The following is a 20,097-nucleotide window of genomic DNA, read 5'->3' as shown; positions in this document are numbered from 1 at the left end:
GGACGTGTGCGCCTCACGCGCCCACGTACTCCGCCAAGTGCTCCGCGGTGACGGTGGAGCGGGCCGCGACCAGGTCCGCGGGGGTGCCCTCGAAGACGACACGGCCGCCGTCGTGGCCGGCGCCGGGGCCGAGGTCGATGATCCAGTCGGCGTGCGCCATGACCGCCTGGTGGTGCTCGATGACGATCACCGACTTGCCGGCGTCGACCAGCCGGTCGAGCAGGCCCAGCAACTGCTCCACGTCGGCGAGGTGCAGGCCGGTGGTCGGCTCGTCCAGGACGTAGACCCCGCCCTTCTCCGCCATGTGCGTGGCCAGCTTCAGCCGCTGCCGCTCGCCGCCGGAGAGGGTGGTGAGCGGCTGGCCGAGGGTGAGGTAGCCGAGACCGACGTCGGCCATGTTCCGCAGGATGCGGTGCGCGGCCGGGGTACGGGCCTCGCCGCCGCCGAAGAACTCCTCGGCCTCGGTCACCGGCATCGCCAGCACCTCGCTGATGTCCCGCCCGCCCAGGTGGTACTCCAGCACCGAGGCGTCGAACCGCTTGCCCTCGCACTCCTCGCAGGTGGTAGCGACCCCGGCCATCATCGCCAGGTCGGTGTAGACGACCCCGGCGCCGTTGCAGGAGGGGCAGGCGCCCTCGGAGTTCGCGCTGAACAGCGCCGGCTTCACGCCGTTGGCCTTGGCGAACGCCTTGCGGATGGGCTCCAGCAGACCGGTGTACGTCGCCGGGTTGCTGCGCCGCGAGCCACGGATCGGCGCCTGGTCCACCGACACCACGCCCTCGCGGGCCGGGATCGACCCGTGCACGAGTGAGCTCTTGCCGGAGCCGGCGACCCCGGTGACGACCGTGAGCACGCCGAGCGGGATGTCGACGTCCACGTTCCGCAGGTTGTGGGTCGTGGCGCCGCGGATCTCCAGGGCCCCGGTCGGCTCGCGCACCGTCTTCTTCAGCGCCGCCCGGTCGTCCAGGTGCCGCCCGGTGAGCGTGCCGCTCGCCCGCAGCCCGGCGACGGTGCCCTCGAAGCAGACGGTGCCGCCCGCCGTACCGGCGCCGGGGCCGAGGTCCACCACGTGGTCGGCGATCGCGACGACCTCCGGCTTGTGCTCCACCACCAGCACCGTGTTGCCCTTGTCGCGCAGCCGCAGCAGCAGGTCGTTCATCCGCCGGATGTCATGCGGGTGCAGGCCGGCGGTCGGCTCGTCGAAGACGTACGTGACGTCGGTCAGCGAGGAGCCGAGGTGGCGGATCATCTTCGTCCGCTGGGCCTCGCCGCCCGAGAGCGTGCCCGTGGGCCGGTCCAGGGAGAGGTAGCCGAGGCCGATCTCCACGAACGAGTCCAGGGTCTCGCCCAGCGCGGTGAGCAGCGGCGCCACGGACGGCTCGGCCAGCCCGCGCACCCACGCGGCCAGGTCGCTGATCTGCATCGCGCAGGCGTCGGCGATGCTGACCCCCTTGATCTTCGAGGACCGGGCCGCCTCGCTGAGCCGGGTGCCGTCGCAGTCGGGGCAGGTGGTGAACGTGACCGCCCGGTCCACGAACTCCCGGATGTGCGGCTGCATCGCCTCCCGGTCCTTGGCGAGCATCGACTTCTGGATGCGCGGCACGAGACCCTCGTAGGTCATGTTGATGCCCGCGATCTTCATCCGGACCGGCTCGCGGTACAGGAAGTCGTCGAGCTGCCGCCGGCTGAACGTGCGGATCGGCTTGTCCGGGTCGAAGAGGCCCGACTCGGTGTAGAGGCGGTAGTTCCAGCCGCCCGGCTTGTAGCCGGGGATGGTGAGCGCGCCCTCGCTGAGCGACTTGTCCTCGTCGTAGAGCTGGGACAGGTCGATGTCCGTGACCGTGCCCCGGCCCTCGCAGCGCGGGCACATGCCGCCGGTGATGCTGAACGAGCGGCGCTCCTTCACCGTCTTCCCGCCGCGCTCCACGGTGACCGCGCCCGCCCCGCTGATCGAGGCGACGTTGAAGGAGAACGCCTTGGGCGAGCCGATGTGCGGGGTGCCGAGCCGGCTGAACAGGATGCGCAGCATCGCGTGGGCGTCGGTCGCGGTGCCGACCGTGGAGCGCGGGTCGGCGCCCATCCGCTGCTGGTCGACGATGATCGCGGTGGTCAGCCCGTCGAGCACGTCGACCTCGGGCCGCGCCAGCGTGGGCATGAAGCCCTGGACGAACGCGCTGTACGTCTCGTTGATCAGTCGCTGCGACTCGGCGGCGATGGTGTCGAACACCAGCGAGCTCTTGCCCGAGCCGGAGACCCCGGTGAACACCGTGAGCCGGCGCTTGGGGATCTCGACGCTCACGTCCTTGAGGTTGTTCTCGCGTGCCCCGTGCACACGGATCAGGTCATGACTGTCGGCGGCGTGCCGTGCGGTGGCGTCGTCCATGCCGGCCACCGTAGCGGCGCCCCGGCGGCGGGCGCTTCTCCAATCCTGACGCCTTCCTCGACCCGTGACACGACACACTCTTGCAAGCGGGTGCTTGCAATTGTTAGCGAAGGTGGGGCAAGGTGGAGGCATGGCATCGCTGAACGTCGGCAACCTCGGTGAGTACCTGCGCGAACAGCGGCGGAACGCCCAGCTGTCGCTGCGGCAGCTCGCCGACGCCGCCGGGGTGTCCAATCCGTACCTGAGCCAGATCGAGCGCGGGCTGCGCAAGCCCAGCGCGGAGGTGCTCCAGCAGGTCGCCAAGGCCCTGCGCATCTCCGCCGAGACGCTGTACGTCCGCGCCGGCATCCTCGACGCCGAACGGGACCGGGACGAGGTCGAGACGCGCGCCGTCATCCTCGCCGACCCCACGCTCAACGAGCGGCAGAAGCAGGTGCTGCTCCAGATCTACGAGTCCTTCCGCAAGGAGAACGGCTTCGGGATCGGCGAGCGCGCCGAGGAGGACGGGCCCGGGGACGGACCCGTGGACCAGGGGACCGGCGGCGGCAGCCGTACGGCCGGCTCAGGCGATGCCACCGGAAGTGACACGGACGCCGGCCCGCGGCGGACGGCCGGATAAAGCCGGACCAGGGCTCCGGACGCCCGCCGCGGACCACACCCACCCAGCCGAACGCGAATCCGATCCGGGAGGACCCTCACCATGGCCATCACCGACGACCTGCGCAAGACCCTCAGCGACCCGACCCCGCTCTACTTCGCCGCCGGCACCGCCGACCTGGCGCTCCAGCAGGCCAAGAAGGTGCCGGCCCTGGTCGAGCAGCTGCGCGCCGAGGCCCCGGCGCGCATCGAGGCCGTGCGCAACACCGACCCGAAGGCCGTGCAGGAGAAGGCCACCGCCCGCGCCAAGGAGGCGCAGGTGACCCTTCAGACCAAGGTCAACGAGTTCATCGGGACCATCGACGTCGACCTCAAGAAGCTCGGCGAGACCGCACAGGACCTCGCCCTGCGCAGCGTCGGCGTCGCCGCCGAGTACGCCGTCAAGGCCCGCGAGACCTACGAGCGGGTCGCCGAGCACGGCGAGCAGGCCGTGAAGACCTGGCGCGGCGAGGCCGCCGAGGAGATCGAGGACCTCGCGATCGTGGTCGAGGGCAAGCCCGAGCCGGTCGCGGTCAAGGACGACCAGCCGAAGCCGGCCGAGGCGAAGGCCGACCCGGTCGCGGACAAGAAGCCCGCGGCGAAGAAGGCCCCGGCCCCCCGCAAGACCGCCACCACCTCCACCACCTCCACCACGGCGAAGAAGACGACCCCGCCGGCCAGGTGACCATGGCCGACGAGACGGCTTTGGGCCGGGCACCTTTGGGGTGTCCGGCCCGTTCTATGGGTACGGTGGCGGCGTAGCCGGGAATCGGGAATCAACGGGCGGTGGGCAGCATGCTGATGTTGGGCTTCGCGGGGTTCATGGGCATCTTGAAGATCATTCTGATGGCCCTGGCCGCGTTCGGGCTGGCCGACGCCGCGTTCCGGCGCGAGGACGCCTTCCGCGCCGCCGACAAGCAGAACAAGGTCTTCTGGCTGATCATCCTCGGCATCGCCCTCGTGGTCAGCTACCTGTTCTCGCTGCTGTCCATCCTCCCCATCGCCGGCGCGGTGGCGAGCATCGTCTACCTCGTCGACGTCCGCCCCGCCCTCCAGCAGGTGGGCGGCGGACGCGGGTGGGGCCGCCGCCGGGGCGGAAGCAGCAGCGACGGCCCGTACGGCCCGTACAACGGCGGTCGCTGACGGCATCCCGCCGCGGGGCCGCCTGCCGGTTGCCGGGTGCGTGCGTGGCGCGGCTTCCGCCTACCGCGTCCGGTCCAGCAGCACCACCGCGACGTCGTCGGTCAGCTCACCACCGTTGAGGTGCCGCACCTCGCTCACCGCGGCCCGCAGCAGTTCCTCCCCCCGCAGCCCCTCGGAGAGCTGCCGGCGGATCATCTCCAGCATGCCGTCCTGACCGAGCCGCTCGCCGCCCTCACCGACCCGGCCCTCGATCAGCCCGTCGGTGTAGAGCATCAGGCTCCACTCGGCACCCAGCTCGACCTGCATCCGCGGCCAGCGGGCGCCGGGCAGCAGCCCCAGGGCGGGGCCGTTGTTCTCGTAGGGGAGCAGCCGCGCCGGCCGGCCGGGGCGGGCGACCAGCGGGGCCGGATGGCCGGCCAGGCACAGGCCCGCCCGGCGGCCGTCGGGCGCGATGTCCACCGTGCACAGCGTCGCGAAGATCTCCTCGTCGGCGCGCTCGTGCTCCAGCACCTGCTGCATCGTGTTCAGCAGCTCGTCCCCGCACAGCCCGGCCAGGGTCAGCGCCCGCCAGGCGATGCGCAGCTCCACGCCGAGCGCGGCCTCGTCCGGGCCGTGCCCGCAGACGTCGCCGATCATGGCGTGCACGGTGCCGTCGGGGGTGCGGACGGCGTCGTAGAAGTCGCCGCCGAGCAGCGCCCGGGACCGGCCGGGGCGGTAGCGCGCGGCGAACCGCAGGCAGGAGCCCTCCAGCAGCGGGGTCGGCAGCAGGCCGCGCTCCAGCCGGCGGTTCTCCTGCGCGCGCAGCTTGCCCTCGGCGAGCCGCCGCTCGGCCGTGTCGGACCGCTTCCGCTCCACCGCGTAGCGGATGGCGCGGCTGAGCAGCCGGCCGTCCAGCTCGTCCCGGAAGAGGTAGTCCTGGGCGCCCACGCGCACGGCCTCGGCGCCGCGCTCGGCGTCGCCGGAGGCGGTCAGCGCGAGCACGGCGTGCCGGGGCGCGAGCTTCAGGACGTGCCTGAGCACGGCCAGCTCGTCGTCGGTGTCGCTGCCGCCCGGCGCCGGGAGCGCCAGGTCCAGCAGGATGCAGTGGACGTCGTCGGTGAGCAGCCGCTCGGCCTCGGTGAGGTTGCGGGCGGTGCGGACACGGATCGGCTTGCCGGCCGGGTCCAGCAGGTCGGGCACGATCGGCGAGCCGGCCGGATCGTCCTCGATCAGCAGCAGGGTGAGAGTGGCGCCGGTGCCGTTCACGGCCGTGGCGTCGCGGTGGGCCTCTTCCTTGAGGGGGCCGCCGACTGCGCGGGCGGCCTGCGCCTGACCACTCTCCACGGCCGGGATCGCTCTCTGCCGCGGTACGGGTACGGGCATTGTCCTGGGTTCCTTCCCTCCCCCCGAGGGCACGGCGGCGTCGAGGGGTCTCGACCCACCGACCGGGACCATAGCGGCTGGGACCGCCCCGACGGAATGGTGTGAGCCGCGTCGCTCCGGTGCCCGTCACTGTCATATGCCGCTATCCATAGCGCAGTTGGACACGCCGACGGCCCCGGCGGGATGACGAAGCTCACGTCCTGGGGGAGTTTGGGCGGGGACCGGACGTGCGGTGGGTCACATGACGTACGTCACCGGGGACATGGACCGCACCGCACCGCGCGCGACCGGTCACGCGTCCGGTCGTACGACCCCCAGGATCGGCATCGAGCCGGCGCCCGCGATCGTCACCGTCCGCCCGGGGCGCGGCGCGTGGATGATCGCGCCTTCGCCGATGTACATCCCGACATGGCTGGCGTCGTCGAAGTAGATGACGAGGTCACCGGGCCGCATGTCCTTCACGTCGACGTGCTTGAGCTGCTTCCACTGCTCCTGCGAGGTGCGCGGGACGGGGTGGCCGGCCGCCGCCCAGGCCTGGGAGGTCAGGCCCGAGCAGTCGAAGGAGTCCGGGCCCTCGGCGCCCCACACATACGGCTTGCCGAGTTGCCGGGTGGCGTACTTCACGGCCTTCTCGCCCCGTGCGGAGGATTTTCCGTGGACGTCCTTGAGGGCGCCGGTGTCCAGCCAGGCGGTCTGCGCCCTGGCCGCGGCCTCCCGCTCCAGCTCGGCGAGCCGCTCCTTCTCCTTCTTCTCCAGCCGGGACTGGAGCTCCTCGGCCGCGTCGATCTGCTTCTCGATCTTCTTCTTGGCGGCGTCCTTCGCCTTGCGGTTCGCCTCCAGCTCCTTCCAGCGGGCGGAGGCGTCGTCGGCGTAACTCTGCAACTCCTGCTGGGTGCGGGCCTTTTCCGCCATCAGCTTCTTCGCCGCCTGCTGGCCCTGGAGCACCCGGCCGGCGCCGTCCAGGAACCGGCCCGGGTCGTCGCTGAGCAGGAACCGGGCGGTGTCGGACAGGCCACCGGTGCGGTACTGGTCACGGGCGGCGGCGCCCGCCCGGTCCTTCAGCTCCTCCAGTTTCCGCCGGCCCTCGACGATCTTCTTCGCCAGCGCCACGATCTCGGCGGACTGCTTCTCCGCCTTCTCCTCGGCCGCGTTGTACACGTCGGTGGCCACGGCGGCGTCGTGGTAGAGCTTGTCGAGCTTCGCGCGGACCTCTTCAAGGTCCTTGCCGGGCGCGGGAGTCCCGGCCGGTCTGGGGGTCGCTCCGGGGGTGGGGGTCCCCGACGGGGTGCGGGAGGGCTCGGGTATCGCGAACGCCGTGCCGGGCGCCGACAGGACGGTCACCGCGCAGATCACGGTCAGGGCGGCCGTGAGAAGGCCGCGCTTGCCCGGTCCCATACCTCTTCCCCCAAACTGATTTACCGTCAGTAACTTACGGGCGTCTGAGGGATCGTGCCACGGCCGCGCGCAAAGCGACAGAGGGCCTCGGAAACCGGAATTCCCCCCGCTCGTCACCGGATACGGCGATCTCCTCGTCGGTGTGACGAACGACGCGCGGGGATCGTTCCGTCTCTGTTCCCCCGAACGGGTGACATCGAGGCGGAGCCGGATCGGGGACGGCGCTGTCCGGCCCGGGGTGCCGGAGTCAGGTCCGGGGCGCCAACGCCGCCCAGGCCACCGTCACTTCACCCTGCCGCCAGCGGGCCGGGGAGTCGGTGACGGGCCAGTCGGCGGTCAGGTCCCGCACCGTGCGCAGCCAGCGCTGCCGGGCGCCGTAGGAGGCGTAGGGCGCGGCGGCGGCCCAGGCGCGGTCGAAGTCACGCAGGAAGGCGTGCACCGGCTCGCCCGGGACGTTGCGGTGGATCAGCGCCTTCGGCAGGCGCTCGGCGAGGTCGGAGGGGCGGTCCAGGGAGCCCAGCCGGGTGGCGAAGGTGACCGTGCGCGGACCCTCCGGGCCGAGCGCCACCCACACGTGCCGCCGCCCGATCTCGTCGCACGTCCCCTCGACCAGCAGCCCGCCGCGCGAGCCGCCGGCCGCCGGGGCGAGCCGCGCGCGCAGCCGCTCCCAGACCGCCGCGACCTCGTCCTCGTCGTACTGGCGCAGCACGTTGGCGGCCCGGATCAGCACCGGGCGCCCGGGGACCGGGATCTCGAAGCCGCCGTGCCGGAAGGCCAGCCCCTCCCGCTCGTACGGCCGGGCCGCCGCCACCCGCGCCGGTTCGATCTCGACGCCGACGACACGCGCGCGGGGCGCTGCCGCGCGGAGCCGGGCCAGCAGCTCCACGGCGGTCCAGGGAGCGGCGCCGTACCCCAGGTCGATCGCCACCGGGTCGCTCGCGCGGCGCAGCTCGGCGCCGTGCGTGGCCGCGATCCAGCGGTCCATGCGGCGCAGCCGGTTGGGGTTGGTGGTCCCGCGCGTCACCGCTCCTACGGGCCGGGTGGCTGTGCGGGCTGTCATGGGTACGAGGGTAAGCGGGCGGGGCCGGGGGCTTGCCGCCGACGCCGACGACATTCGAACCGTTGATCGATCGCGGGTAATGATTCGGCAAAGCCGCCCGAGTGGGAAATGGCCGGGCACCCGCTCGCTGTTGGACCAGCTTGGAGGGCGAGCTGGGCCCTCGTCAGGCATGCCCGCAACAAGGAGGAACGCCAGGTGAGCCAGTACGTCAGCAGGCTCGGGCGACGCTCCCCGTCGGCCGGCACGCGGCTGAGGCTGTACCGCAGGCCCCGCCGGGTCGCCATGCTCTCCGTGCACACCTCCCCGCTCCACCAGCCCGGCACCGGCGACGCGGGCGGCATGAACGTCTACATCGTGGAGCTGGCCCAGCGGCTGGCCGCGATCAACATCGAGGTCGAGATCTTCACCCGGGCCACGACCGGCGGCCTGCCCCCCACCGTCGAACTGGCCCCCGGCGTCCTCGTCCGGCACGTCGACGCGGGTCCCTACGAGGGCCTGGCCAAGGAGGACCTCCCGGCCCAGCTGTGCGCCTTCACGCACGGCGTGATGCAGGCATGGGCCGGCCACCGCCCCGGCTACTACGACCTCGTCCACTCCCACTACTGGCTCTCCGGCCACGTCGGCTGGCTCGCCGCCCAGCGCTGGGGGGTGCCCCTGGTGCACGCCATGCACACCATGGCCAAGGTCAAGAACGCCAACCTGGCCGACGGCGACACCCCCGAGCCCGCCGCCCGGGTCATCGGCGAGACCCAGATCGTGGCCGCCGCCGACCGGCTGATCGCCAACACGGCGGAGGAGGCCGGCGAGCTGGTCCAGCACTACGCCGCCGATCCCGCGAAGGTCGCCGTCGTCCACCCCGGCGTCAACCTGGACCGCTTCCGCCCCTTCCGGGAAGGTGACTTCGCGACGGGTGACTTCGCGACGGACGGCTCCCTGACGGACGGCTCGCTGACGGGCGGCCCCCTGACGGACGGCGCCTTGGAGGACGGCACCCTGGAGGACGGCTCGCCCGCCACCGTGGAGGAAGCCCGCGCCGCCGCCCGCGCCCGTCTCGGTCTCCCGCAAGACGCCCTGATCCCCCTCTTCGCGGGCCGCATACAGCCCCTCAAGGCGCCGGACATCCTGCTGCGCGCCGTGGCCGTCCTGCTGGACGAGCGCCCGGAGCTGCGCTCCCGCATCCTCGTCCCGGTCGTCGGCGGCCCCAGCGGCAGCGGGCTCGCCAAGCCGGAGGGGCTCCAGAAGCTCGCGGCCCGGCTGGGCATCGCGGACGTCGTGCGGTTCCGCCCGCCGGTCGGCCAGGAGCAGCTCGCGGACTGGTTCCGGGCCGCGTCCGTCCTGGTCATGCCGTCGTACAGCGAGTCCTTCGGGCTGGTCGCCATCGAGGCGCAGGCGTCCGGGACGCCGGTGCTCGCGGCCTCGGTCGGCGGTCTGCCGGTGGCCGTGCGGGACGGCGAGACCGGCTTCCTCGTCCAGGGCCACGATCCGGCCGACTACGCGCGCGTGCTGCGCCGGTTCGCCGACGAACCCGCGCTCTCGGCGCGCATGGGCCGGGCCGCCGCCCGGCACGCCCAGTCCTTCGGCTGGGACGCCGCAGCCGCCGCCACCGCCGACGTCTACACGGCCGCGACCCAGTCCCACCGCCGTCGCGTACGCTCCCACCATGGGTGATGTCGAGAAGGCCGGACAGGTCCTGGAGAGCGTCCTCGAGGACGCGGAACTGGAGTGGGAGAGCCCCGAGCCCGGGAACTACGTGGTCAAGCTCCCCGGGACGCGCAAGCTGTCCACCACGGTGTCCTTCCTCGTCGGCCGCCACTCCCTCTCCCTCAACGCCTTCGTCATCCGCCACCCCGACGAGAACGAGGCGGGCGTCCACCGCTGGCTGCTGGAGCGCAACCTCAAGCTGTACGGCGTGAGTTACGCCGTGGACCACCTCGGCGACGTCTACGTCACCGCCCGGCTGCCCCTCGCCGCCGTCACCCCGGACGGGGTCGACCGGCTCCTCGGCCAGGTCCTGGAAGCGGCCGACGGCGCCTTCAACACCCTGCTGGAGCTGGGCTTCGCCTCCTCGATCCGCAAGGAGTACGCCTGGCGGGTGGCGCGCGGTGAGTCCACGCGCAACCTGGAGGCGTTCACGCACCTGATCGACCGCCCCGCGGACTGACACTCGCCTTTCTTCCGTACGACCCCTTTCCCACCCCGGGGCGCAGTGGCATGCTCACCGCCAACGCATCCCTGAACGTCATTCACACACATGAATTGACCTGCATACCGGGAAGATGAAGGGGCGGGTGGACATGAGCAACGCGCACCTCACCAGACGGACCCTGCTCGCCGGCGCCACCGCGGTGGCCCTGGGCGCCGCGACCGGCACCGCGCGGGTAGCCGAACCCCCCGCTCTGTGGCGGGAGTTCACCCGCACCCCGCTCACCCACCCGCAGATCCCGTACATCGGCCGGGCGGGCTACCGGGCCGGAGCGGTCCGCTTCCCCCGCCCCCGGGTCGTCGCCGACGTCACCGCGTACGGCGCCGTACCCGACGGCACCACGGACTGCGCCCCCGCGATCAACCGTGCCATCGCCGCCGCCGGACGGGCCGGCGGTGGCACGGTCACCATCCCGCCCGGCACCTACCGCATCGACGACGTCATCCGCCTCGGCGACTCGAACGTCGTCCTGCGCGGCGCCGGCAGCGGCCGTACGACCCTGTACGCGACGAAGAACCTCACCGAACTCATCGGCGTCTACGGCTCCCGCTACGGCGGCGACAAGTCCTCCTGGTCCTGGGCGGGCGGCCTCATCTGGCTGGCGCCGAGGGCCCGTTGGGACTCCCTGACCGCCGCCATCAGGGACCGGGCCTGGCCCTTCGAGGGCTGGACCGGCAACCGGCGGGACGAGTGGACCACCCTCACCACCGTCGCCCCGGCGAAGCGCGGCTCGTGGACGGTCACGGTCGCCGACGCCTCCGCCTTCCGCCCCGGCCGGCTCGTCCTCCTCCGCCTCGCCGACGACGCCGCCCACACCCTGCTCCAGCACATGGCGGGCGACGGCCCCGGCCCGGCGGCGTACGTCTGGGACGACAAGACGAAACTGACGTCGTACGTCCCCTACGAATGGCCCGTCCGCGTCCACCGCGTCCACGGCCGGCGCGTCACCCTGGAACGCCCCCTGCCCCTCGACATCCGCCCGGAGTGGGACCCGCGCCTGACCACGCACGTGACGGAACTGACCGGATCGGGCGTCGAAGGGCTGACCCTCGAAGCGGTGCAGACCCCGCAGTCCCCCCACCTCCTCGACAAGGGCTACAACGGCGTCGTCCTCCAGTGCGCCTACGACTGCTGGGTGGACGACGTCACGGTCCGCCACGTCGACAACGGCTTCGGCCTGGTCGCCGCCTCCGCCTGCACCCTGCGCCGCACCCGGGTCGCCGGCCGGGGCTCGCACCACCCGTACTTCTGCCGCGAGGGCTCCCACGACAACCTCGTCGAGGACTTCACCATCGAGGAGCGCACGGTCCCCGCACCCGCGAACACCCAACTGCACGGCATCAACGTCGAAGGGCTCTCCTCCTCCAACGTCTGGTCGCGCGGCGACATGCGGATGGGCACCTTCGACAGCCACCGCGGACTGCCCTTCGCCAACGTCCGCACCGACATCACCGTCGACAACAACGGCCGCCACGGCGGGGACGCCAGCGCGGGCCCGCTCTTCGGCGCCCGCTTCACCCACTGGAACATCCGGGTCACCAACGGCCGGGCCGGCCTGGTGAAGATCGACGGCCTCGCCCCGTACTCGGCGACCGTCGGCATCGACGAGGTCCGCGAGTTCGACCAGACCGACGTCCCCGATTTCACCGGCGACCTGCACTCCCGCCTGGAGCTGTACGGCACCCCGGACGCCGTACGCCCGCGCAACCTGTACGAGGCTCAGCGCGCCCTGCTCCGGTAACGCCCCGGGGTCACCCCGACCAGCTTCTTGAAGTGCCGGGTGAGATGGGCCTGGTCGTAGAACCCGGCGACCGGGGCCACCTCGCCCGGCGGCACCCCGTCCAGCAGCAGCCGCCGGGCCCGCCCGACCCGCCGCGACATCAGGTACTGGTGCGGGGCGATGCCGTACGCGCCGCTGAACGCCCGGATGAGATGCGCCGGATGGGCGTGCAGCAACCGGCCGGCCTCCTCCAGCGAGACCCCCTCGACGACCCGCGCGTCCAGCAACTCCCTCAGCCGGCGGGCGAGTACGGGACTCTCGTGCCGTCCCTCGGCCGCGCGCCGCCGCAGCCGGTGCCGCAGGTGCTCCGCGACGAGCGTCAGCCTGCTCTCCGCCTCCAACTCGTCACCGGGCCGCGCGAGGGCCGAGTGCAACTGCCCGACACGCAGCCGGAGCACGGGGTCCCTGAGATCGGGGGAGTCCACGGCAGGCCCGATGAACTCCTCCCCGAGCCGGCTGCTGTCCAGGTAGGCGACCCGCTTGCGGAAACCCCCCGGCGTGGCCGGCGACCCGTTGTGCGGCACGTGCGGCGGCAGCAGCGACACGGTGTCGAGCGGGGTGCCGTGCTCATGCCGGTCGAGGTCGTACCGTACGGCCCCGTCGTCCACGATGAGCAGCGTCCAGGCGTCGTGGACGTGCATCGGATACGCGTACTCGGTGAAGCGGGCGTGGAAGACCTCGGTGACGCCCGGCACCCGGGGGCGCCACGCGCTGACGAGTTCCTGCCCGGCGGCCATGCAAAAAACGTACAAGACGCGGCCGGGACCCGGCCGCGAGTCTCAGTCCATGAACACTGAACCCATCCGTTTCGACACGAAGATCGCCGTGCTGCTGCGCGAGGACCTGGAACCCTGGCAGCGCCTGAACGTGACCGCGTTCCTGGTCAGCGGCCTGGGCCCGACGGTCCCCGAGGTGGTCGGCGACCCGTACGAGGACGCGGACGGCGTGTCGTACCTGCCGATGTTCCGCCAGCCGGTGCTGGTCTTCGAGGGCACCAAGGAGACCCTGAAGGCGGCGCACGGCAGGGCACTGACCCGTGTCCTGCCGTGCGCGGTGTTCACGGCGGACCTGTTCACCACGGGCAACGACCGCGACAACCGCGCGGCCGTCCGCGCCGTCCCGACCGCCGAGCTGGACCTGGTGGGCCTGGCGGTGTACGGCCCGAAGAACGGGGTGGACAAGGTCCTGAAGGGCGCCCGCATGCACCCGTGAGGCCGTTCTCCGCTGCTTTACGCGAACATGCCGGGAACGTAGTCGCCGGCGGGCTGCCGGACGATGACGTTGACGCGGTTGTAGGCGTTGATCACGGCGATGAGGGCCACCAGGGCGGCGAGCTGCTCCTCGTCGTAGTGCTTGGCGGCGTTCGCCCAGACCTCGTCCGGGACCCCGCCGGCCGCGTCGGCGATCCGGGTGCCCTGCTCCACCAGCTCCAGCGCGGCCCGCTCCGCGTCGCTGAACACGGTGGCCTCACGCCAGACCGCGACCAGGTTCAGCCGGGTCTGGGTCTCCCCGGCCTCCAGGGCGTCCTTGGTGTGCATGTCGGTGCAGAACCCACACCCGTTGATCTGGCTGGCACGGAGCTTCACCAGCTCCTGCGTGGCGGCGGGCAGCGTGGACTCCGTGATCGCCCTGCCGGCAGCGTTGAAGTGCTTGAACACCTTGCCGGCGACGGGGCTGGCGAAGACGTTGAGCCGAGCGTCCATGGTGTGCTCCTGAGTGGGTTGCGGCTGCTTGCACCTCTCTGACGGAGGGGGAGTCCGGGATGTGACGTGCCGCCGAGTGACCTGCGTCACTCCCGCTGCTGCATTGGCACCACGTCCGTCACCGGGACGTGGGACGGGCGTGCCCCCCGCCAGGACGGGCCCCGGAGCCGGTGTGACGATCACAGGGAGACGACGGGTCACCCACCGTCCGTCATGGCGACTGCCAGGGAGACCACTTGATGAACCGCACACCGCACCGCCTGCTGGGCGCCGCCGCGGCGGTGGCCATGGGTGCCGCGGCGCTGCTCGGCACCGGCGCCGGCACCGCCGCCGCATCCGAGAAGGCGCACTGTGAGCGCGCCGAACGCCCGATATGGAGTGAAGGGCCGAGCCGCAACGTCACCGCCCACGGCTGCGACATCCCGGAACAGAGACACCGCTGGTACGTCATCGACATCGACACCCTCGTCCAGCCGCGCCACAAGACGGACTACCTGGACGAGAACATCGCCGGGACCAGCACCCTGCACGACAAGACGATGAGGTGCATGGGCTACACGAAGGACGACCACGCGGTGAACTGGTTCGGCTGCGTACCGCAACTGTCCTGACCGGACCCGGTCCGAGTGCGCGGACACGCACCCGGCGCGACGGAACCGCGCCGGGTGCGTGTCCTGGCGTGTCCACCGGATTCCGGAGTGAGGGGCGAGCGGGGTTGGACCTCTGTTCCAATGAGCGGATGACGGACACGAGCGCATCCTTGGGACCGTTGGAACTGTCCAACGGCAGCTGGGTGGTGGGGGACTCCGGCAAGGATCACTGGGTGCAGTTCCGAAGGGACGGGCTGTACCAGCACGAGCCCGGCTCGGAAGGGCAGCCGATCCCGTGGTCCCGGATCATGCTGGGCATGAACCTCACCATGGGCGGCAAATACCCGGCCAGGGGGTCGAACGGTTTCGGGGGCCTCCTGGGTGGCCTGCCCGGCCCCTGGCGAGGGCACGGCAGCGGTTACCTGCACATGACCCTGCGCCACCCCTACGAGAACTGGATCGCCCGCTTCGACCGGCACCCCCGTCACTATCCCGGCGCCCACCTCGTCTTCCTCCAACTGCTGACGACGCAGGTCATCGACGCGGGACAGGCACACCTCCTGGGCGATCCCGAATGGCTGGGCCGCGTGGTCGCACGGTTGGCGCCGCAGCGGCCCCGGGGCTGGCGTGGGATGAGGGAAGCAGTGACGCGGGCCGTGGAGGCGGAGGCATGAACCGCTCGGCGCGGTTGCCGATGCGGCCCCGGACGGCCCGGGCACAGACCGGAGACGGCCCGTCGGCCCGTCCACCGGCTCACGCGCTGATGGGCAACTCCCGTGCCCGTCGGCGTGCTTGCGCCCGTAGCTCCTTCAGGTGGCTGTGAAACGCGTTGTGACGGTTCCGGTCGAGATTGAGCGGGAGGTCGAGTCGGGAGATGAGCTGTGCCTCAAGACCCCATGGTTCGTCCTGCTCGATCCAGCACACCCGCGCGTTCTCGGCCAACCGCTGCCCACGCGACGCAGCTCATGTCTGAGCAGACAACCGAGAGTAGGGAACAGCCGAAGCCGGACTTCCTCAAGCCCTGACCATGGCCCGGCCTCCTGCCATCTGACCTGACCTGTTCCGGTGCGAGTGCTGCAACGCCGGGAAACGTCGGGCCTATCGCGAACTCACTCGTGAGTCCTGTTGGCGCCTCGTCTTCGCCGAGGACGCCGCCGCGCGCCGCTGCCGGCGCACAAGCCGTGCCATCACTGCGCACACGACGACCGGCACGGTCACGAGCACGGTCCACCACGGGATGTGGAGCCATACCGAGGCGGCCCCCACGCCCACGCCGACGCAGATGTCGGTGAAGACCAGCCACCTGCCGTACGGCTCCCAGACGAGGGGCGCGTAGGCGGTCGGCCTGGCCAGGCGGACCGCGCCGAACACCAGCGACTGGGCCGCGAGGAGTGCGAGGAGGACGCCCAGGGCGGCGTTTCCCGGATGCTCGTCGCGGGGCGCGTCGGAGGTGTTCTGGCGGAGACCTCCCTTGCCGAGGACGACGACGTCGCCGCGCCAGCCGGTCGCGGTGACCTCGTCGCCCCGACGCAGCTTGCCGAAGAGCGGCCCGGAGCCGCCGAACCGCACGGTCCTCTGCCGAGAGTCGTCGCCCTCGTCCCTGAGGGTCGCCTCGTAGACCGTGACCTTCCCTGTGAACGTGGACTCGACCTTCGTGACGGTGAAGTGCCAGGTGACGAGGCAGTCCTGCGCAGCCACCTCACGCGGGGTCGCCTGCGCGGGGCACGGCTCGGCTGCCCGGTAATGCTCGTAGCGCTGCTGTTGGCCTGGCACCCAGACCGTGAACGTCAGGTAGCTCAGCACTGCCCCCGTCAGAGACAGCACGATCAGCGCCATACCCGCGAGCCGCGCCCGGCTCGCCGACTTCCGGTCGGGCCTGCCCTTGCTCCCTGCCGTGGCCCACGCCCGCTCTGCCATCGCCGCCCCCCTCGCCCGTTCTCATGAGCTCAAGCAGGCATAGCACGGGGCGGAGGGGAGTCGGTGGGCGGGCTACGGCCCCGCACCCGACGGCACTGTCACCCGAATGGCGGAACACGATGTGCCACCCACATGGGTGGAGGTGAAGCTGGCTAGTGCCCCTCGAAGGCAATCCGTGAAAGGGGAACCACATGGGCACTCGACGAATCCTCGCCGCCGTCATCGCCACGGCAGCCCTCACCGGACTCGGCCTCACGGGCGCCGCCACCGCCACCGCAGCCACCGCACAGGGCGCCTCGTCCTACGTCACCCCTTCCGAGTGCAAGCAGGGCGGCGGAACGGCCGACCTGACGGACAACCTCTGCAAGGGCGGCATGCACGACGGCGAGAAGATCGACTAAACCCCACAGGGCGCCCCGCAGCCACGCGCCGCGGGGCGCCCCCGCGCGAGGGTTCCTTAAGGTTCCAGGAAGGTCCCAGACCGCGAAAACGCCCCTGATCCGCACCGAAGGCGCAGATCTCGTGTTGTCAGTGGGGGCGGCTACTGTGCACCCGCCAACGAGGGCCACACCCTGGGGAGGGGCTTTGGGAGCCAAGACGGGCTTTCTGGTGTACGCCGACGGCGACGTACCGGGGCTGCTGCGAGAAGCAGGCCCAGCGCACCTCGCACGCACGGCCGGCATGATGCGGCTGTTCTACCCGGGCTGGGAGATCGAGCAGAGCGAGGGCGCGACTCTTTGGGACGGCGTGTACCCCCCGGAGGGGACGGTGTACGCGGCGAGCTGGCCCGGCCTTGAGGTCATCGGCGACCAGAGGGTGATGATCGACTTCCCGTCCCAACTCCCGGAACACCTCGTGGCGGCAAGCATCGGCCGGCGGCTCGTGCTGCACGCCATGCACAGCGTCGTGGACTGGCTCGCGTTCGCCGTGTGGGAGGACGGCCGACTCGTCCGCTCTTTGAGTCTGTCCCCGGACAGCGGCATCATCGAGAACATCGGCGAACCGCTCTCCTTCGAGCTGCCCTACTGGGCCGGAGAGCGCCCGGCAGAAGTCGTTCCTTGGCCGGACGAGGACGCAGAGCCGTACCCACTGCCGTTCCACCCCTTGGAACTGGGCGAAGACGCACTGCGCGCGCTCTGCGGCTTCGTACTGGAGGGCCGCCCCCAGCCGGACGACATCGACGCGGCCAGCATCCGACTGCACGGGTTCCGGGTCCAGGACCCGCACGGCCCTGATCCCGCGGAGCGGGACGCGGCGTTGCAAAGAGCCATGGAAGCCATGGGCCCACCGCGCTTCTTCTCTCTCGGCCCTGACGGCTCACTCATCTCGAACGCGACGGCCTCTAGCTGTGTTGTCCCGGGACGTTGGTGACACATCTGCGGGCGTACGCCCACCTCATGCCGAGCAGCCGCGAGCGCACCCGGAAATGCTGTGGCTGCCGTCTTCGAGGGCGCATACGCTCCCGCTCGCTGAGGCAGGAGGGCGAGATGTCCGACGAAGAGTCCACCGAGTACTACACGCTGCTAGCCGGCGCCAGAGCGGAGTGGAGACAGGAGCCGGAGCCCGGAGAGCACGCGACCCCATCGCCCTGACGGCCCAGAGGCAGCGAAAAGCCCCCTCCCAGCGAATGAACCGCAGGTAGGGGGCTTACGCGTGGGCGCTTACTTCTTCTTGCCCTGGTTCTTGACCGCCTCGATCGCGGCCGCCGCCGCCTCCGGGTCCAGGTACTTGCCGCCCGGGGTGACCGGCTTGAAGTCGGCGTCCAGCTCGTAGTAGAGGGGGATGCCCGTCGGGATGTTCAGGCCCGCGATGTCCGCGTCGGAGACGCCGTCCAGGTGCTTGACCAGGGCCCGCAGGCTGTTGCCGTGGGCGGCGATCAGGACCGTGCGGCCGGTCAGCAGGTCGGGGACGATCGCGTCGTACCAGTACGGGAGCATCCGGAAGACGACGTCCTTCAGGCACTCCGTGCGCGGGCGCAGCTCCGGCGGGATCGTCGCGTAGCGCGCGTCGTGGGCCTGGGAGAACTCCGAGTCGTCCGACAGCGGCGGGGGCGGGGTGTCGTACGAGCGGCGCCAGAGCATGAACTGCTCCTCGCCGAACTCGGCCAGCGTCGCCGCCTTGTCCTTGCCCTGGAGGGCGCCGTAGTGGCGCTCGTTCAGGCGCCAGGAGCGGTGGACCGGGATCCAGTGGCGGTCCGCGGCCTCCAGCGCCAGCTGGGCCGTGCGGATCGCGCGCTTCTGGAGGGACGTGTGGACCACGTCGGGGAGGAGATCGGCGTCCTTCAGGAGCTCGCCACCGCGGACTGCCTCCTTCTCGCCCTTCTCGTTCAGGTTCACGTCCACCCAGCCGGTGAACAGGTTCTTCGCGTTCCACTCGCTCTCGCCGTGGCGGAGGAGGATCAGCTTGTACGGTGCGTCGGCCATGGCCTTGAGCCTACCTAAGGGGATGGGGGGCCGTGTCGGGCCTGGGGGAGGGAGCGGCACGCCGGTCGCCGAGGCGCCGCCCGGCCGTGGCCCGATTGACGCGACCTGTTAATCGACTGGCGTTTCCGAGGCCCCCGCTCGTAACGTGTGCTCGCCGCTTGAGCCGCTTACAGACGTGGGGGATCCTCGATGTCACCAGCCCGTATGAGACGTGCCGCCCGCGAATCCGTCTCCGGGCTCCCCAGGGAGTTCTGGTGGCTGTGGACCAGCACCCTCGTCAACCGGCTGGGTGCCTTCGTGGCCACGTTCATGGCCCTCTACCTCACGCTCGACCGGGGCTACTCCGCCTCGTACGCCGGTCTCGTCGCCTCCCTGCACGGGCTCGGCGGGGTCGTCTCCTCGCTGGGCGGCGGGGTGATGGCCGACCGGCTCGGCCGGCGGCCCACGCTGCTCATCGCGCAGACCGCCACCGCCGCCTCGGTCGCCCTGCTCGGCTTCATGACCGACCCGGTCGCCATCGCCGCCGTCGCCTTCCTCGTCGGCATGGCCTCCAACGCCTCCCGGCCGGCCGTGCAGGCGATGATGGCCGACATCGTCCGCCCCGAGGACCGGGTGCGGGCCTTCTCCCTCAACTACTGGGCGATCAACCTGGGCTTCGCCGTCTCCTCCATGGCCGCCGGGTTCATCGCCGAGTTCAGCTATCTCGCCGGGTTCCTGATCGAGGCCGGGATGACCCTGGCCTGCGCGGTCGTCGTCTTCGCCAAGGTGCCGGAGTCGCGGCCGGCGGCCACGGCCAGGCAGGCGGAGGACAGCGTCAGCCTGGGCACGGTGCTGCGGGACGGGCGGTACATGGCCGTCGTCGGGCTGTCCTTCCTCGTCGCCCTGGTCTTCCAGCAGGGCTCGGTCGGCCTGCCGGTGGCCATGGGGCGGGCCGGCTTCTCCCCGGCCGACTACGGCCTCGCCATCGCCGTCAACGGCATCCTGATCGTCGCCCTCCAGATCCCCGTCACCCGGTTCATCGAGCACCGCGACCCGCGCACCCTCCTGGTCGCCTCCTCGATCCTCGCGGGATACGGCTTCGGGCTCACCGCGTTCGCCGGCTCGGTCGGCGTCTTCATGGTCACCGTGTGCGTGTGGACCCTGGCCGAGATCGTCAACGCCCCGACCCAGACGGGCCTCGTCGTCCGCCTCTCCCCGGTCCACGGCCGCGGGCGCTACCAGGGCATGTACACCCTCTCCTGGTCCGTGGCCGCCCTGATCGCGCCCCTGATGTCGGGCGTGGTCATCGACCGCCTCGGCGCCGGGTGGCTGTGGGGGATGTGCGCGGTGGTGGGGACGGCGGCCGGGCTCGGCTACGGCGTCCTGATGCGCCGCCTGCCCCCGGAGCGGCCGGCCCTGGCCAAGGCGCGGGCGGACGCCGGGACCGAGGTGCGCACGGCCTAGATGAATGAGTCCGATGTCTTCAGTGGTCATAGGCGATCAGGGATCGTTTGACTGGGGCG

21 protein-coding genes are annotated in these 20,097 nt (G+C 71.5%); 12 read left to right on the top strand and 9 right to left on the bottom strand.

Going from position 1 to position 20,097, the window contains the following annotated elements:
* Nucleotides 1-13 precede the first annotated feature (13 nt).
* Nucleotides 14-2,383: an ATP-binding cassette domain-containing protein gene (locus IE294_RS37245; RefSeq protein ID WP_189893613.1), complete on the bottom strand. Its 2,370-nt coding sequence runs from the start codon at nucleotides 2,381-2,383 to the stop codon at nucleotides 14-16.
* Nucleotides 2,384-2,513: 130 nt separating this feature from the next.
* Between IE294_RS37245 and IE294_RS37240 the strand changes: the two genes are divergently transcribed.
* From IE294_RS37240 to IE294_RS37230, 3 genes are all read left to right on the top strand, one after another.
* Nucleotides 2,514-3,002, top strand: coding sequence for a helix-turn-helix domain-containing protein (locus IE294_RS37240; protein WP_189893612.1), 489 nt, complete (start codon nucleotides 2,514-2,516; stop codon nucleotides 3,000-3,002).
* An 81-nt stretch (nucleotides 3,003-3,083) separates the two neighbouring features.
* Complete coding sequence (locus IE294_RS37235; RefSeq protein ID WP_189893610.1) at nucleotides 3,084-3,704, top strand: hypothetical protein; 621 nt, start codon at nucleotides 3,084-3,086, stop codon at nucleotides 3,702-3,704.
* A 110-nt stretch (nucleotides 3,705-3,814) separates the two neighbouring features.
* A complete protein-coding gene (locus IE294_RS37230) occupies nucleotides 3,815-4,162 on the top strand; it encodes a DUF2516 family protein (RefSeq protein WP_189814551.1) in 348 nt (115 codons plus the stop codon).
* A gap of 60 nt (nucleotides 4,163-4,222) precedes the next feature.
* On the opposite strand, the gene IE294_RS37225 is transcribed toward IE294_RS37230, so the two are convergent.
* The 3 genes from IE294_RS37225 to IE294_RS37215 all read right to left on the bottom strand — a co-directional run bounded on the left by IE294_RS37225 (nucleotide 4,223) and on the right by IE294_RS37215 (nucleotide 7,979).
* On the bottom strand, nucleotides 4,223-5,524 hold the full coding sequence (locus tag IE294_RS37225; protein ID WP_189893608.1) for a PP2C family protein-serine/threonine phosphatase: 1,302 nt from the start codon (nucleotides 5,522-5,524) through the stop codon (nucleotides 4,223-4,225).
* A gap of 291 nt (nucleotides 5,525-5,815) precedes the next feature.
* Nucleotides 5,816-6,919, bottom strand: coding sequence for a C40 family peptidase (locus IE294_RS37220; protein ID WP_189893606.1), 1,104 nt, complete (start codon nucleotides 6,917-6,919; stop codon nucleotides 5,816-5,818).
* A 247-nt stretch (nucleotides 6,920-7,166) separates the two neighbouring features.
* Nucleotides 7,167-7,979, bottom strand: a complete 813-nt coding sequence (locus IE294_RS37215; protein ID WP_189893605.1) for a class I SAM-dependent methyltransferase — start codon at nucleotides 7,977-7,979, stop codon at nucleotides 7,167-7,169.
* A gap of 195 nt (nucleotides 7,980-8,174) precedes the next feature.
* Between IE294_RS37215 and IE294_RS48155 the strand changes: the two genes are divergently transcribed.
* From IE294_RS48155 to IE294_RS37195, 3 genes are all read left to right on the top strand, one after another.
* Entirely contained in the window at nucleotides 8,175-9,647 is a 1,473-nt protein-coding gene (locus IE294_RS48155) for a glycosyltransferase (protein ID WP_229917712.1), read from the top strand.
* Nucleotides 9,640-10,140, top strand: a complete 501-nt coding sequence (locus tag IE294_RS37200) for a type III secretion system chaperone family protein (RefSeq protein WP_189893603.1) — start codon at nucleotides 9,640-9,642, stop codon at nucleotides 10,138-10,140. The genes IE294_RS48155 and IE294_RS37200 overlap by 8 nt, the downstream gene beginning before the upstream one ends.
* Nucleotides 10,141-10,273: 133 nt before the next feature.
* On the top strand, nucleotides 10,274-11,923 hold the full coding sequence (locus IE294_RS37195; RefSeq protein WP_189893601.1) for a glycosyl hydrolase family 28-related protein: 1,650 nt from the start codon (nucleotides 10,274-10,276) through the stop codon (nucleotides 11,921-11,923).
* Here IE294_RS37195 and IE294_RS37190 read toward each other — a convergent pair.
* Nucleotides 11,902-12,699 carry a helix-turn-helix domain-containing protein gene (locus IE294_RS37190; protein ID WP_189893599.1) on the bottom strand — a complete coding sequence of 266 codons (798 nt, stop codon included), beginning with the start codon at nucleotides 12,697-12,699 and terminating at the stop codon, nucleotides 11,902-11,904. The two genes, IE294_RS37195 and IE294_RS37190, sit on opposite strands and share 22 nt — an antisense overlap.
* On the opposite strand from IE294_RS37190, the gene IE294_RS37185 reads away from it, so the two are divergent.
* Nucleotides 12,698-13,174, top strand: coding sequence for a DUF2000 domain-containing protein (locus IE294_RS37185; protein ID WP_189893597.1), 477 nt, complete (start codon nucleotides 12,698-12,700; stop codon nucleotides 13,172-13,174). The two genes, IE294_RS37190 and IE294_RS37185, sit on opposite strands and share 2 nt — an antisense overlap.
* Before the next feature lie 17 nt (nucleotides 13,175-13,191).
* Here the strand turns inward: IE294_RS37185 and IE294_RS37180 are convergent, their stop codons facing one another.
* Nucleotides 13,192-13,665, bottom strand: a complete 474-nt coding sequence (locus tag IE294_RS37180) for a carboxymuconolactone decarboxylase family protein (protein ID WP_189893595.1) — start codon at nucleotides 13,663-13,665, stop codon at nucleotides 13,192-13,194.
* A gap of 239 nt (nucleotides 13,666-13,904) precedes the next feature.
* Here IE294_RS37180 and IE294_RS37175 point away from each other — a divergent pair, with 239 nt between their 5' ends.
* Nucleotides 13,905-14,276 carry a hypothetical protein gene (locus tag IE294_RS37175; protein WP_189893593.1) on the top strand — a complete coding sequence of 124 codons (372 nt, stop codon included), beginning with the start codon at nucleotides 13,905-13,907 and terminating at the stop codon, nucleotides 14,274-14,276.
* 128 nt (nucleotides 14,277-14,404) lie between these two features.
* A complete protein-coding gene (locus IE294_RS37170) occupies nucleotides 14,405-14,929 on the top strand; it encodes a hypothetical protein (protein ID WP_229917710.1) in 525 nt (174 codons plus the stop codon).
* Between the two features lie 79 nt (nucleotides 14,930-15,008).
* Here IE294_RS37170 and IE294_RS49880 read toward each other — a convergent pair whose 3' ends face one another.
* Complete coding sequence (locus tag IE294_RS49880; RefSeq protein ID WP_359836258.1) at nucleotides 15,009-15,179, bottom strand: GIY-YIG nuclease family protein; 171 nt, start codon at nucleotides 15,177-15,179, stop codon at nucleotides 15,009-15,011.
* A gap of 174 nt (nucleotides 15,180-15,353) precedes the next feature.
* Nucleotides 15,354-16,172, bottom strand: coding sequence for a hypothetical protein (locus IE294_RS37165; protein WP_189893591.1), 819 nt, complete (start codon nucleotides 16,170-16,172; stop codon nucleotides 15,354-15,356).
* A 191-nt stretch (nucleotides 16,173-16,363) separates the two neighbouring features.
* Between IE294_RS37165 and IE294_RS37160 the strand changes: the two genes are divergently transcribed.
* Entirely contained in the window at nucleotides 16,364-16,573 is a 210-nt protein-coding gene (locus IE294_RS37160) for a hypothetical protein (protein WP_189893589.1), read from the top strand.
* Between the two features lie 184 nt (nucleotides 16,574-16,757).
* Nucleotides 16,758-17,543, top strand: coding sequence for a DUF6928 family protein (locus IE294_RS37155; RefSeq protein ID WP_189893587.1), 786 nt, complete (start codon nucleotides 16,758-16,760; stop codon nucleotides 17,541-17,543).
* A gap of 290 nt (nucleotides 17,544-17,833) precedes the next feature.
* Here the strand turns inward: IE294_RS37155 and IE294_RS37150 are convergent, their stop codons facing one another.
* Nucleotides 17,834-18,595 carry a phosphoglyceromutase gene (locus IE294_RS37150; RefSeq protein WP_189893585.1) on the bottom strand — a complete coding sequence of 254 codons (762 nt, stop codon included), beginning with the start codon at nucleotides 18,593-18,595 and terminating at the stop codon, nucleotides 17,834-17,836.
* Nucleotides 18,596-18,784: 189 nt separating this feature from the next.
* Here IE294_RS37150 and IE294_RS37145 point away from each other — a divergent pair, with 189 nt between their 5' ends.
* Nucleotides 18,785-20,038, top strand: a complete 1,254-nt coding sequence (locus IE294_RS37145; RefSeq protein WP_189893583.1) for an MDR family MFS transporter — start codon at nucleotides 18,785-18,787, stop codon at nucleotides 20,036-20,038.
* Nucleotides 20,039-20,097: the final 59 nt, after the last annotated feature.

Source organism: Streptomyces canarius, from assembly GCF_014650735.1.
Lineage (GTDB): Bacteria > Actinomycetota > Actinomycetes > Streptomycetales > Streptomycetaceae > Streptomyces > Streptomyces olivaceoviridis.
Note: the sequence above shows the minus strand (reverse complement) of the source record. Positions and strands in the feature narration are given on the sequence as shown.